General features: G+C 75.9%; 6 protein-coding genes. 4 read left to right on the top strand and 2 right to left on the bottom strand.

The window, feature by feature from the left end; all coding sequences use genetic code 11:
- Together AC069X_RS28265 and AC069X_RS28260 are read right to left on the bottom strand one after the other, a co-directional pair.
- A complete protein-coding gene (locus AC069X_RS28265) occupies positions 1–1,113 on the bottom strand; it encodes a DegT/DnrJ/EryC1/StrS family aminotransferase (protein ID WP_478732755.1) in 1,113 nt (370 codons plus the stop codon).
- A 79-nt stretch (positions 1,114–1,192) separates the two neighbouring features.
- Positions 1,193–1,726: a GNAT family N-acetyltransferase gene (locus tag AC069X_RS28260; protein WP_478732754.1), complete on the bottom strand. Its 534-nt coding sequence runs from the start codon at positions 1,724–1,726 to the stop codon at positions 1,193–1,195.
- A gap of 424 nt (positions 1,727–2,150) precedes the next feature.
- Between AC069X_RS28260 and AC069X_RS28255 the strand changes: the two genes are divergently transcribed.
- The 4 genes from AC069X_RS28255 (at position 2,151) to AC069X_RS28240 (ending at position 14,617) form a co-directional block, all read left to right on the top strand.
- A complete protein-coding gene (locus AC069X_RS28255) occupies positions 2,151–2,486 on the top strand; it encodes a hypothetical protein (protein ID WP_478732752.1) in 336 nt (111 codons plus the stop codon).
- Positions 2,486–2,701: an MbtH family protein gene (locus AC069X_RS28250; RefSeq protein ID WP_478732750.1), complete on the top strand. Its 216-nt coding sequence runs from the start codon at positions 2,486–2,488 to the stop codon at positions 2,699–2,701. Before AC069X_RS28255 ends, AC069X_RS28250 begins: the two co-directional genes overlap by 1 nt.
- A gap of 70 nt (positions 2,702–2,771) precedes the next feature.
- Positions 2,772–7,922, top strand: a complete 5,151-nt coding sequence (locus AC069X_RS28245) for an amino acid adenylation domain-containing protein (protein WP_478732748.1) — start codon at positions 2,772–2,774, stop codon at positions 7,920–7,922.
- Positions 7,922–14,617, top strand: a complete 6,696-nt coding sequence (locus AC069X_RS28240; protein ID WP_478732746.1) for an amino acid adenylation domain-containing protein — start codon at positions 7,922–7,924, stop codon at positions 14,615–14,617. Before AC069X_RS28245 ends, AC069X_RS28240 begins: the two co-directional genes overlap by 1 nt.
- Positions 14,618–14,619: the final 2 nt, after the last annotated feature.

Here is a 14,619-nt window from a genome sequence, read left to right as displayed (position 1 = left end):
TCAGAGCCTTCCCAGGACGTCGAGCATGGCGTCGATGACCCGCTCCTGCTCCTCGTCGGAGAGGGAGGGGTACATGGGCAGGGAGAAGATCTCGTTGGCCACGCGGCTGGTGACCGGCAGCGCGTCCGGGGCGTAGCCGAGGTGGGCGAAGCCGGCCTGGGTGTGCACCGGCCAGGGGTAGCTGATGTTCAGCGCGATGTCGTGCGCCGTCCTGAGCTCCTCCATGATCTTGTCCCGGAGCGGGTGGCGGACCACGTAGACGTAGTAGACGTGCTCGTTGCCCGGCGCGGTCTTCGGGGTGATCAGGCCGGTGCCCTTGAAGGCCTCCTCGTACCGGTCCGCGATGGCCCTGCGGCGGGCCGTGTAGGCGTCGAGGCGGGTGAGCTTGCGGCGCAGGATCTCGGCCTGGACCTCGTCGAGGCGGCTGTTGTGGCCGGGGGTCTCGACGACGTAGTAGCGGTCCTCCATGCCGTAGAAGCGCAGCCGGCGCAGGCGGGCGTCCACCTCTGGGTCGTTGGTCGCGGTGGCGCCGGCGTCCCCGTAGGCCCCGAGGACCTTGGTCGGATAGAAGGAGAACGCGGCGGCGTCGCCCATCGTTCCCGCGAGCTCCCCGTGGTGCCGGGCGCCGTGCGCCTGCGCGCAGTCCTCCAGGACGAGCAGGCCGTGTTCCCGGGCCAGCTCCCGCAGGGGCGCCATGTCCACGCACTGGCCGTACAGGTGGACGGGGAGCAGGCAGCGGGTGCGCTCGGTGATGGCGCCGGCCACCTGGTCCACGTCCATCAGGTACGTGTCGGGGTCGATGTCGACGAAGACCGGCGTGGCGCCGACGGCGTCGATCGCGATGACGGTCGGGGCGGCGGTGTTCGACACCGTGATCACCTCGTCGCCGGGGCCGATGCCCAGGGCGCGCAGGCCGAGCACGATCGCGTTGGTTCCGTTGTCGACGCCGACGCAGTGGGCGAGGCCGTGGTAATCGGCGAACTCGCGCTCGAAGGCGCTGACGCTCTTCCCCAGCACCAGCTGCCCGGAGCGGAACACGGTGTCCACCGCGTCAAGGATGTCAGCGCGTTCTTCGTCGTACTCGGGCAAGTAACCCCACACATGCTGGGTCATCGCGGCACGTCACCTCCAACAGGGTTGTCGTCAGGATTGCAAGAGCCGGCCGTGGGAAACACCCCGGCCTCCGGTGTTTTCAGACGAGCTTCTCCAGAAGAGCCACGCCGTGCGTATTCCAATCGTCACGGTGAATGGCGAGGACGTGAACGTCCCACAGCCTTCCGTGGAAATACGTGTGCTCGGGCAGGATCGCCTCGGTTCGCACGATGGGATCGTGGTCGCCGCCGAATCCGATGGCGCTGGTGTCCGGCGACGTCCGGTGAATGTACACCTTGCGGGTGCGCCACATGGAGAACGCGAAGTTCGCGGTCAGCGCGTGGACGTCGCCGCTGATTTCCCCGGCCTTTTCGCCGGCGAGGTGGACCTCGATCCTCAGGTGTCCCGCCGGGTTGACCGCGGAGACGGTGCTGAGCCCGACGACCTCGTCGGTCTCCTTGTCCCGGACGAGGAAGCAGGCCGCGAGGCCCTCCCCGAAGGTCCGGGCGAAGACGTCCAGCACGGGCAGCGCGGTGGTCCCCAGCCGGAGCAGGACCTCGTACGCCGCGACGGCGTCCTCGGCGCCCGCGGGGCGGAGCACGACCCGCCGGGTCTCGGTGTGCGGAAAGAACATGGGGGCACTCGTCTCTTCTGCCGTGGTCACCGGCGGCCGGTGTCCGGCCGCGCGTCCCTCGATGTGGAGTACCGCCGGGGAATACGGCCGGCAATGCGGGCCCGAGGCGTCTCATCGGGCCGGGCGAGGGGAATCACCGGACCGTAGGCAGGCGCGGGGACGGCGGTCAAGACCTCTCCCGGTGACCCCGTCCGGAATCCGCCGCGGCGGACCCGGCCGGCGCGGCCCGGACACCGGGACGACCTGCGGTGTCTCGCCGGCGGGACGCCCGTGCGGGGAATCGGGGATGCGCGCATTGACCCTGTGACGGGCCCCGAACTACGGTCGGATCCGGTCAGCGGCAGCACTCGAATTCCGTCCGGAATATGCCCGACCGATCCCCGGACAGTTCATCCGCGTACACCATTGAGGAGCGTAAGCCAACATGATCCTGGGCAATGAGAGCGTCGCGGAGGAAACCCCGACCTTCATCGAGGAATTCACGGAACTGATTCGCCGGACGGCCTCCGTGATCTGTGCCGAACAGCCCGACGTCCCGGAGCCGGAGGAGCTCCGCGACCTCGACTCCTTCTCGATGGTCCAGGTCCTGCTCGACCTGGAGAACGAGCTCGACCTGAAGGTGCTGGAGGGGCTGGAGGGCTTCGACGGCCGGACCTTCCAGGAGATCGCGGAGCACATCGCCGGGATCGCCCATCAGGCGGGCACCTACCCCGAGTTCGAGGCGAACGTACGGCGCATCGTCAACGCGGACTCCGACTGATGGAGGACCGCGCCGACGACCACGCCTACCTCGTCGTCCACAACGACGAGCAGCAGTTCTCGATCTGGTGGGCCGACCGGCCGCTCCCGGCCGGCTGGTACGCCGAGGGGACGGAGGGCAGCCGGGAGGAGTGCCTGAGCCGCATCGAGGCGGTGTGGACGGACATGCGCCCGCTGAGCCTGCGCCGCCGGATGGAGCGGTCCGCCGCCGGCTGAACAGTCCGGCGGCCTTCCACCTGCCCGCCCCCGCCGGGGCGGTGACCTCGCCGAAGCCGAAGGAGCATCTGTGAACGACGGGACGTCGTCGGCCCCCGCGCACCGGTCGCCCGTGCGACCCGAGACGACGGGCGCGCCGCAACCGCTCCCGCTGCTCGCCGAGCTGGTCGTGGCCCGGGCCGCGGCCGCCCCCGACGCGCTCGCGGTCGACGGCACCGCCGCCGGCACGGGTTCCCTGACCTACCGGGAGCTGGGCCGGCGCTCCGCCCGGCTGGCGGGGCGGCTGTCCTCCCTCGGCATCGGCCCGGGAAGCCTGGTCGGGGTGTCCCTGCGCCGCGGCCCCGACCTGGTGGTGGCCCTGCTGGCGGTGTGGCGGGCGGGTGCGGGCTACGTGCCCATGGATCCGGACCATCCGGCCGAGCGCCTCGCCTGGACCCTCGCGGACACCGGGACCGCGCTCGTGCTGACCGAGCGCGCCGTCGCCGGGACCTTCCCCCGCCGCGAGGGGACCCGCCTGCTGGTGCTCGACGAGCCCGGTGAGGTGCCCGGCACGCTCGCGGACCCCGCGCCGGCGCTGCGCGCGCCCGCGGCCGGCGACCCGGCCTACGTGCTCCACACCTCGGGCTCCACCGGCCGCCCCAAGGGGGTCGTGGTGCCGCACGGGGGGATCGCGAACCGGGTGCGCCACCTGGTCTCCCGGCACGGTCTGGGCCCCTCGGACCGGATGCTGCTGAAGACCACGATCGGCTTCGACGCCGCGGGCCTGGAGCTGTTCGCCCCGCTCGTCGGCGGCGGCACCGTCGTCCTCGCGCCGCAGGGCGTCGAGCGCGACCCGGCCGCCATGCTCGGCGCGGTGGCCGCGGGCCGCGTCACGGTCCTCCAGGCCGTGCCGTCGGTGTGGAACGCCCTGGCCAACTCCCCTGGCTGGGAGGGCTGCCGCTCCCTCAGGCTGCTGTTCAGCGCCGGTGAGCCGCTCCACGCGGAGCTGTGCCACCGGCTGCTGGCGCGCGTGCCGGGGGCGGAGATCTGGAACACCTACGGGCCCACCGAGTGCTCGGTGGACATCACCGAGCACCGCTTCGACCCCGCCCGGACCGACGGCCCCGTGCCCATCGGGCGCCCCATCGAGGGGCTGCGCGCGCTGGTGCTGGACCCGGACGGCCGTCCCGTCGGGCCGGGCGGCACCGGGGAGCTGTACGCCGGCGGGGCAGGCGTCGCCACGGGCTACCTCGGGCGGCCCGCGCTGACCGCGGAGCGCTTCGTCCCGGACCCCTTCGGCCCGCCCGGGGCCCGGCTGTACCGCACCGGCGACCTCGTGCGCGGCTCGGCCGCGGGCGAGCTGGAGTACCTCGGCCGGCTGGACCGGCAGATCAAGGTCAACGGCGTGCGGATCGAGCCCGGCGAGGTCGAGGCCGCTCTCCTCGCCCACCCCGGCGTGGACGCGGCCGTGGTCGACGCGGTGGCGGACCGCGACGGCGGTCACCGGCTGGTGGCCTGGATCCAGCCGGGCGGCACCGCGCCCGAACCGGGCGAGCTGCGGGAGTTCGCCCGCCGCGAGCTTCCGGAACAGCTCGTTCCGCGCGCGTTCGTCACCGTGCCCGTCTTCCCCCGCACCGCCAGCGGCAAGACCGACCGGGCCGCCCTGCCCTCCCCCGACGCGGCCGGCGCCGCGCGGCCCCACGTACCGCCGCGCACCCCCGCCGAGCACACCGTCGCCAGGGTCTGGGCACAGACGCTGGACCGGCCCGCCGAGACGATCGGCGCCCACGACGACTTCTTCGGGATCGGCGGCTCCTCCCTGCTGCTGGGCCGGCTCGCGGGCCGGCTGACGCTCGCCTCCGGCCGGCGGATCGAGCTGCGCGCCCTCTTCTCCGCCGTCACCGTGGCGGAGCAGGCCGCCCTCCTCGACCGGGCCGCGGCATCCCCCGGCCCCGGCCCGGACGGCACCCCCGGCCAGGGGCCCGCCCCGGTGGAGCGGGACGCCGTACTGCCCGTCCCGCGCGACGGGGCGCTGCCCCTGTCGAGCGGTCAGCAGGGCCTGTGGCTGCTGGAGCGCATGCGGCCGGGCAGCCCCGAATGGGCCGACCTGGTGTGGATCCGGCTGCCCGGAGCGTGGACGGCGGGGACCGTCGCGACCGCCCTCGCCCGGCTGGCGGACCGGCACGAGATCCTGCGCACCCGCTACGCGCTGCGCGACGGGCACCCCGTACAGCTGGTGGACGGGCCCGGCCGGCCCGTGGAGCTGCGCACCGCCGAAGCGCCCGGCGCCGACGCCCTGCGCGGGCTCGCGGCCGCCGAACTGGAACGGGGCTTCGACCTGGAGCACGGGCCCGTGTGGCGGGCGCTGCTGGTGCGCACCGCCGACGGCGGGCAGGTGCTGCTGCTGGCCGTTCACCACATCGCCTGCGACGGCTGGTCCTCGGTGCTGCTGGAGCGCGACCTGCGCGCCCTGGGCGAAGCCGTGCACACCGGCCGGCGGCCCGGACTGCCCGAGGTCGCCGCGCAGTACGCGGACCACGCCGCCTGGCAGCGCCGCCGCCTCGCCGCGGCCGAGGCCTCCCCCGCCGACCCCGACCTCGCGTACTGGACGGCCGCCCTGGCCGGCGCGACGCCGTCGGAGCTGTCGGCGGACCGCCCGCGCCCCGCCGAGCGCGACGGGCGCGGGGCCCTGCGGACCTTCACGGTGCCGGCCGCCCTGACGGCGCGGCTCGCCGCCCTCGGCCGGGATGCGGGCGCCACCCTCCACCAGACGCTGCTGACCGGCTTCGCCGCCTTGCTGGCCCGGCTCACCGGCCGCGCGGAGGTCACCCTCGGCATGCCCGTCGCCGGGCGGGACCGGCCCGAAGTCTCCGACACCGTCGGCTACTTCCTCAACACCCTCGTACTGGCCTGCCGCATGGACGGCGGCCTGCCGGTGCGTGACGCGATCGCCTCGGTGCGCGAGACCGTACTCGACGCCCTCGCCCACCAGGGCCTGCCCTTCGAGCGGCTCGTGCGCGAGCTGCGGCCGCCGCGCGATCCGTCCCGTACTCCGCTGTACCAGGTGATGTTCGACTTCCACGAGGAGGGCCGCACAGGCACCGCCCTGAGCGGAGACGACCTGGACGCGTTCGCCTCCGCCTGGTGCTCCGCCCGCACCGACCTCACCTTCGTGGTGCAGCGGCAGGCGGACGGCACCCTGCTGGGCATGGTGGAGTACGCCACCTCCCTGTTCGACGCGGCCACCGTCGACCGCCTGGCGGCCTGCTGGGTCCGGCTCCTGGAGTCCCTCGCGGACTCCCCGTCGGCCCCCCTGGACGCCGCCGAGCTGCTGCCCGACGCCGAGCGCACCCGGCTGCTCGCGCTCGGGGCGGCCGATCCGGCGGCCGCCGCCGAACCCGACGGCTGCGTGTACGCCGCGTTCGCCGACCGGGCGCGCCGGTCCCCGGAGGCCACCGCCGTCGTGTGCGGCGACGAGCGGTGGTCCTACGCCCGGCTGCGGGAGCGGGCCGACTGGTTCGCCTCGCGGCTGCGCGCCCTGGGGGCCGGCCCGGAGAAGGCGGTGGCCGTGATGCTGCCGCGCACCCCCGACCTGATCGCCGCCCTGCTCGGGGTCTGGCGTACCGGGGCGGCGTACGTACCGCTGGACCGGACCGCTCCGGACGAGCGGCTGGCGTACGTGCTGGGCGACTCCGGGGCCGTCGCTCTGGTGTCGGACGAGGCCGGCCGGGCCCGCCTGGCCTCCCGGTACACGGGGGCGGTGCTCAGCGTGGACGGGCCCGGGGCCGCGGCCCTGCCCGGGGACGCAGGCGGTCCCGGTGAGGCCGGTGATGCCGGTGATGCCGGTGATCCGGCGCGCCTCGCCTACCTCGTCTACACCTCCGGCTCCACCGGCCGCCCCAAGGGCGTGGCCGTCGAACACCGGGCGCTGCTGCGGCTGCTGCGCGCCTCCGCCGCCCACCTGGACTTCGGCCGCGGTCCGGCCGACGCCTGGCTCGCGCTCGCCCCGGCCACCTTCGACATCTCCTTCACCGAGCTGGTGATGCCGCTGGTGGCGGGCGGCCGGGTGGTACTGGCCCGGGACGAGGAGGCCGACGACCACGCCGGACTGCCCGCGCTCATCGACCGCACCGGCGCCACCCACCTCCAGGCCGTGGCCCCGCAGTGGCGGATGCTCCTGGACGCCGGACTCGGCCACCGGCCGCTCGTCGGCCAGACCGGCGGCGAACCGTGCCCGCCGGAGCTCGCCCGGGAACTGTCCCGCCGGCTCAAGCGGTTCGTGAACGAGTACGGGCCGACCGAGACCACCATCGCGGCGACCCGCTGGGACATCCCCGAGGACGTGACGACCGTCGCCATCGGGCGGCCGTACCCGCACGCCGCCGCCCGCGTCCTGGACCCGCTGCTGCGCCCCGTGCCCCCGGGCACGACCGGCGAGCTGTGCGTCGGCGGCCTGTCCCTGGCCCGGGGGTACGCGGGCCGGCCGGGCCTCACCGCCGGGTGTTTCGTGCCCGATCCGTACGGCCCGCCGGGATCCCGGCTCTACCGCACCGGCGACCTGGCCCGCACGCTCGCCGACGGCACGATCGTCTTCGTCGGCCGCGCCGACGGCCAGGTCAGGATCCGGGGCCGCCGCGTGGAGACCGGCGAGGTCGGCTCGGTGCTCGCCGAACACCCCGCCGTGGCCCAGGCGGTGGTCGTCGCCCACGGCACCGGTGACGCGGCCCGGCTGGTCGCGTACTGCGTCCCCGCCGGCACGGCCCTGCCGGCCCGGGGCGAACTGCTGGAGCACTGCGCGCGCCACCTGCCCGCGTACATGCTGCCCACGCTCGTCGTGCCGCTCACGGCCCTGCCCCTGACCCGGCACCACAAGGTCGACCTCGCGGCGCTGCCCGCGCCCGACCTGAGCACGGCGGCCGGTGACGAGCCGTACACCGCCCCCGAGGGGCCGCTGGAGGAGGGCATCGCCGCGATCTGGCGCGCGGTGCTGGCCGGACCGGACGGGCGCGCGCCCCGGATCGGGACCCGGCACGGGTTCTTCGCGCTGGGCGGCGACTCCGTCCGCGCCGCCCGGGTCATGGCCCGGATCCAGGAGGAGTACGCGGTGACGCTGCCGCTGCGCACCCTCTTCGACCGGCCCACCGTCACCGGGCTGGCCGAGGCCGTCGAGGACGCCGTACGGCGCGAGATCGCGGAACTGAGCGATGCCGAGCTGGACGCCGCACACAGGGAGTACCACTGATGACCGAAGCCACCCCGCCCGCCGAGGCCGCCACGGACGCCGTGTCCGCGGCGGCCCTGCGCGAGGAGCTGCTGCGCCGCCGGCTGTCCGGTTCCGCTCCGCGCGTCCGCCCGGCCATCCCTCGGCTGCCCCGCGAGGAGCCGCTCGCCCTGTCCGCCGGCCAGCGGCAGATGTGGTTCCTGCACCAGCTCGACCCCACCGGGCCCGAGTACCTGCTCCCCCTGGCGTACCGGCTGCGCGGCCCGCTCCGCGCGGACGTGCTGCGCGAGGCCTTCGACCTGCTGTGCGAGCGCCACGAGATCCTGCGCACCCACTACGTCCTCGTCGGGTCGGAGCCCCGCCAGGTGGTCCGGGACCCCGGCCCGGCCGACTTCACCGAGGCCGCGCGCGGCGGGCTGTCCGGGGACGCACGCGACGCGGCGGTCCGGGAGATCGTGGAGGAGGAGTCGCTGCGGCCGTTCGACCTCGCCGCGCAGGCACCGCTGCGCGCGCGCCTGGTCCGCTTCGCCGAGGACGACCACCTGCTGGTCGTCGTCCTGCACCACATCGCCTGTGACGCCGCCACCCGCCCCCTGCTGCTCACGGAACTGTCCGAGCTGTACCGGGCGCGGGCCGGGGGGCGTGCCCCCGCCCTGGCACCGGAGCCCGTGCAGTACGCCGACTACGCCGGCTGGCTGGGCGCGCAGGAGGACGGCCCGGAGACCGGCCGCGCGCTCGACTGGTGGCGGGCCCAGCTCGCCGGACTGTCCCCCCTCGGCCTGCCCACCGACCGGCCGCGCCCGGCCGTGCGGTCCTGGGCGGGCGCGGTGGAGCCGTTCACGGTGCCCGCGCCGGTCGCCGGGCGGCTGGCCGCCCTGGCCGGCGACAGCGGCGCCTCCTCGTTCATGGTGCTGCTCACCGCCTTCCAGGTGCTGCTGTCCCGGTACACGGGGACGCGTGACGTCGCCGTCGGCACCTCGGTGTCCGCGCGGATCCGCCCCGAGCTCGCCTCGATGGCCGGCTACGCCTCCAACAGCCTGGTGATGCGGGCCCGTTGGGGGCGGGGCGAGCCCTTCCAGCGGGTGCTGGAGCGCAACCGGGACACCGTGCTGGCCGCCTTCGACCACCGCTCGGCCCCCTTCGACCGGCTGGCCGACGCCCTGGAGCCGGAGCGCGACCTGTCCGCCACCCCCGTCTTCCAGGTGATGTTCGACCTGACCCGGGCCGACGCCGCCGAACCCCTCGGCCTCCCCGGGGTGACGGCCCGGCCGGTGGAGGTGCCCGGCCGCATCTCCCGCTTCGACCTCACCGTCCACCTGGAGGAGCGGGCCGACGGCTCCCTCGCGGGCTCGCTGGAGTACGCCACCGCGCTCTTCGACCCGGCCACGGCCCGGCGGATCACCGGCCACTACGCGCGCCTGCTGGCCGCCGTCGCCGCGTCCCCGAGCACCCCGGTCGCGGAGCTGGACTTCTTCGACGCGGCCGAGCGCGCCCTGCTGCTGGACGGCCCTGCCGAACCCCTCGCCACGCGTACGCCGCCGGACCCCGCGACGCTGCGGCCGGTGCACGAGGCCATCGCCCGCCGGGCGGCGGCCGACCCCGGGGCGACCGCCGTCGTGCACGGCGGGCGCCGGGTGACCTACGGCGAGCTCGACGCGCTGGCCAACCGCATGGCCCGGCGGCTGCGCGGGCTCGGCGCCGGGCCGGAGAGCACCGTCGGGGTGCTCCTCGACCGCGGCCCCGAGCTGGTGGCCGCCCTGCTGGCCGTCTGGCGCACGGGCGCGGCGTACGTCCCCCTCGACCCCGGGTACCCGGACGAGCGGCTGGAGTTCATGCTCGCCGACACCGGCGCCCGGCTCGCCGTCACCGAGGACCGGTACGCGGCGCGGCTGGCGGGCACGGCCGCCCGGCTCGTGGTGCTCGACGCGGCCGCCGAGCGGGAGGCCGTCGACGGGCTCCCGGCCACCCCCGTGGAGCCGCCGGCCGGCGGGTACGACGTCGACCACCTCGCCTACGTGATCTACACCTCGGGCTCCACCGGCCGTCCCAAGGGCGTGCTGGTCACCCACCGGGGGCTCGCGAACTACCTGGGCTGGACCGTCGACGCGTACGCGAGCGCCGGCACGGGCGGGGCCGCGCTGTTCTCTTCCGTGGCCTTCGACCTGGGCATGCCCGACCTGTTCACCCCCCTGATGACCGGGCAGCCGGTCCACCTGATCGACCAGGACTTCGACGTCACCGAGCTGGGCCGGCTGCTGCTCGCGGAGGCCCCGTACGCGTTCGTCAAGCTCACCCCGGGCCATCTGGACCTGCTCGCACGGCAGTTGTCCCCGGAGGAGCGCCGGGACCTGGCCGGCCTGGTGATCGCCGCGGGTGACTCCTTCACCGGGCGGCTGGCCAACCGCTGGCTGGGCCCGGAGGGAACCGGCGGGCGGCGGCTGGCCGCCGAGTACGGGCCGACCGAGATCACGGTCGGCAACTCCGCGTACTTCATCGACGGCGGCGTGGACTCCGAGCTCGTCTCCATCGGCCGGGCCATCCCCAACACCACCATGCGGGTCCTGGACGCGGACCTGCGGCCGGTGCCGATTGGCAGCGTCGGGGAGGTGTGCGTCGGCGGCGTCGGCCTCGCCCGGGGCTACGCGAACCGGCCCGGCCTGACCGCCGAGCGCTTCCTGCCCGACCCGTACGGTCCGCCCGGGTCCCGGCTGTACCGCACCGGCGACCTCGCGCGCGTCATGCCGGACGGCGACCTCGACTTCGTCTCGCGCGCGGACCACCAGGTCAAGCTGCGCGGCTACCGGATCGAGCCGGGCGAGATCGAGACCGTGCTGACCTCGGACCCCGAGGTGGCCGAGGCCGTCGCCCTGGTCCGGGAGGACGCGCCGGGCGACAGGCGCCTGGTCGCCTATCTGGTGCCCGCGCCCGGCGCGGACCCCGCCGCGCTCGCCCCGGCCCGGCTGCGCGGGCTGCTGGGCAGCCGCCTGCCCGAGTACATGGTGCCGTCCGCGTTCGTCACGCTCGGCGCCCTGCCGCTGACCGCCAACGGCAAGCTCGACCGTACGGCCCTGCCCGCACCCGGGCGCGCCGCGACCGCCGTCGGCGAGCACGTCGCCCCGCGCGACGAGGACGAGCGGGTCATGGCCGGCGTGTGGTCCGGGGTGCTGGGCCTGGAGCGGATCGGCGTCCACGACAACTTCTTCGACCTGGGCGGCGACTCGCTGCGGGCCGTCGCCCTGGTGGGGGCGCTGCGCGAGTCGGGGCTGCGGGTGGCGGTCCGCGACGTCTTCGAGCACCGCACGGTGGCCCGGCTCTGCCGGGCGCTGCGGGAGGAGGCCGCGGCGGGCGCGCCGGCCGGGGAGGGGGCCTTCGAGCCGGTGGCCCCGTTCGCGCTGCTGTCGGCGGACGAGCGGGCCGCGCTGCCCGCCGACGCGGTCGACGCCTATCCGGTGTCGCTCACCCAGGCCGGGATGTTCGTCGAGCTGTTCAAGGACCCCGGGGTCAACCGGTACCACAACGTCACCTCGTTCCGGATCCGTGACGAGCGGCCCTTCGACCCCGCGGCCTTCCGTGCGGCGGCCGATCTGGTCGTCGCCCGGCACGAGGTGATGCGGACGTCCTTCGTGCTGGACGGCCCCGAGCGGCCGCTGCAGATCGTGCACGCGCGCGGGGAGATGCCGTATGTCCACGACGACCTGCGGCGGCTGCCGCGGGACGAGCGGTGGGCGGCGCTGACGGAGTACGCCCGCGCCGACCGCGCGCTGCTCTTCGACGTCACGCGCGCCCCGCTGATGCGGATGGCCACCCACCTGCTGGACGACGGGGGCTGGTGGCTGTCGATCACCGAGTGCCACCCGGTCATCGAGGGGTGGAGCTACCACTCGCAGCTGATGGAGATGCTGGACGCCTACCGGCGGCTGCGCGACGGGCTGGAGCCCGGCCCGGCGCCGGCGGCTCCGGCCGTCCGCTACGCCGACTTCATCGCCGCCGAACTGCGCTCCCTCGCCGGTGAGGAGGACCGGGTCTACTGGCACCGGCTCCTCGACGCGTACGAGAAGTTCGAGGTCCCGCCGGGCTGGGCGGGCGGCCGGGACGAGCCGGCCGAGCGGTACCGCCTGGACCTGCCGCTGCACGGCCTGCTGCCGGGGCTGCGGGCGCTCGCCTCGGAGACCGGCGTGCCGTACAAGAGCGTGCTGCACGCGGCGCACGCGAAGGTGCTGGGCCTGCTGACCCGGCAGGAGTCCTTCCGCGGGGGCATGGTGGCGGACGCCCGGCCCGAGGTCAGCGGGGCGGACCGGGTGTCCGGGATGTACCTCAACTCGGTGCCCTTCCCCTACGAGCGCGGCGCCCGGACCTGGGGCGAGCTGGCCCGGCGGACCTTCGCCGCCGAGATCTCGCTCTGGCCGCACCGCCGGTTCCCGATGCCCGCGATGCGCCGCCCCGGCGGCGACCCCCACCTGGTCGACGTGCTCTTCCACTACCTGGACTTCCACCAGGTGGACACCGATCTCGTCGACACGTCCGCCACGGTCGACGACAGCCCGAACGAGTTCCCGGTGGTGGTCGGCACCCCGCTGCGCGACCACCTCACCATCGCCTCGGACACCCGGACCCTGCGGCGCGACCGCGCCGAGCGGCTGGCCCGGCTCTACCTCGCGGTCCTCGCCGACATGGCGGCCGGCGGCGCCGACGGCGACGCCCGGCTGGGGTACCCGGAGGCTTCGGAACTCGAACCGGGCCGGCCGCTCCCCGGGCCGCCCGCCACGACGGAGCCCGCGGGTACGCACCTCCCCGCCGTCACGGAGCCCGCCGTCACGGAGCCCGCCGTCACCGAGCCCGCCGTCACGGAGCCGGCCATCACCGAGCCCGCCGGCCCGGGGTTCGAGCACACGCTCACCGCCTTCGAGGCGCAGGCCGCCCGCACCCCGGGGGCGACGGCCGTCGTCACCACCGGTGCCCGGCTGACCTACGCCGAGCTCGACGCGCGGGCCGAACGGCTGGCCCGCCGGCTGCGCGGGCTGGGCGTCGGCCCGGAGGACCGGGTGGGCGTGCTCCTCGACCGGGGCGCGGACCTCGTGGTGACGCTGCTGGCCGTCTGGAAGGCCGGGGCGGCCTACGTGCCGTTCGACCCCTGCACCCCGGACGCCCGCCTGCGGTCCCTGTTGACCGGGGCCGGCTGCCGGCTGGTCGTGACGGAGCCCGCCCACGCCCCGCGCACCGCCCCGTGCACCCCGGTGCTCGCGGCCGGGGCGGCCGGAGCCGGCGGAGCCGGCGGTGACGGCGGTGACGGCGGTGACGGCGGTGACGGCGGTGACGGTCCCCGTACGCCGGAGACGCCGCGTCCCGTCCCGGACCCGGGCGCCCTGGCCTACGTCCTGCACACCTCCGGCTCCACCGGCGCCCCCAAGGGCGTCGCGGTCGGCCACGGGGCCCTGGCGCACTACCTGCGCTGGGCGGCCGGCGCGTACGCGGGAACCGGGACGGGCGGCGCGCCCTTCTTCACCTCGGTCGGCGCGGACCTCGGCGTCCCCGCCCTGTTCGTCCCTCTGCTGACCGGCCGGACGGTGTACGTGCTGCCGCAGCGGTTCGAGCCGGACGAGTTCGCGAAGCTGCTGACGGCCTGGGCCCCGTACGCCTTCACCGGCATGACGCCCGGTCACCTCGCGCTGCTGGAGGCCGGGCTGGACGACGGGCAGCTCGGCTCGCTGGCCGGGCTGCTGGTCTGCGCGGGCGACGCCTACCCGGCCCGGCAGGCCGAGCGGGTCGCGGACCGGATCGCGGCGGCCGGCGGGACCATGCGCCTGGCGGCGGAGTACGGCCCGACCGAGGCGACCGTGGCCGCGTCCGCGTACCGCCTGACGGGGCCCGTCGGCCGGGCCCTGGTGCCGCTGGGCTCCGCCCTGCCGGGGACCACGCTGCGGCTGCTGGACGGGGACCTGCTCGCGGTGCCGGAGGGCGTCGTCGGCGAGGTGCACCTCGGCGGCCCGGGCCTGGCCCGGGGGTACGCGGACCGGCCCGGCCTGACCGCCGCGCGCTTCGTGCCCGACCCGTACGGTCCGCCGGGCGCCCGGCTGTACCGCACCGGCGACCTGGCCCGCGTACTGCCGGACGGGCGGCTGGAGTTCGCCGGCCGCGCCGACCGGCAGCTCAAGATCGGCGGCCACCGGGTCGAGCCCGCCGAGGTGGAGGCCGTGCTCGGCGCCGACCCCCGGGTGCGCGAGGTCCTCGTCGACGCCGTCCCCCTGCCCCCGGGCGGCCGGCGGCTCACCGCCTGGGTGGTCCCGGCCTTCGGGGCCGACCCGGCGCCGGCGGAGCTGCGCGCCCGGGCGGAGGCCGCCCTGCCGGCCCCCTTCGTCCCGGCCTCGTACCGGATCGTGGACGCCCTGCCCCTGACGGCGAACGGCAAGTACGACCGCGCCGCCGCCGCGGCGGCCGCGGCGCGGCGCGAGACCACGGTCGCCGGAGCCCCATACGCGGCGCCGCGCACCGCCACCGAGCGGCTGCTGGCCGGGGCGTGGCGGCGGGTCCTCGGGCTCGACCGGGTCGGCGTCCACGACCACTTCCGCGACCTCGGCGGTGACTCGCTCACCCTGCTGCGGATGCTGTCCGCGGCGCGGGCGGGCGGGCTCGTCGTCGATCCGGGCACCGCACTGCGCCATCCGACCATCGCCGAGCTGGCCCGTGCCCTCGGCCCCACCACGGAAGAAGAGGACTGATG

The organism is Streptomyces sp. NPDC043896 (assembly GCF_056435605.1).
The sequence above is the reverse complement of the archived record's forward strand: the minus strand, read 5'-3'. Positions and strand labels throughout refer to the sequence as shown.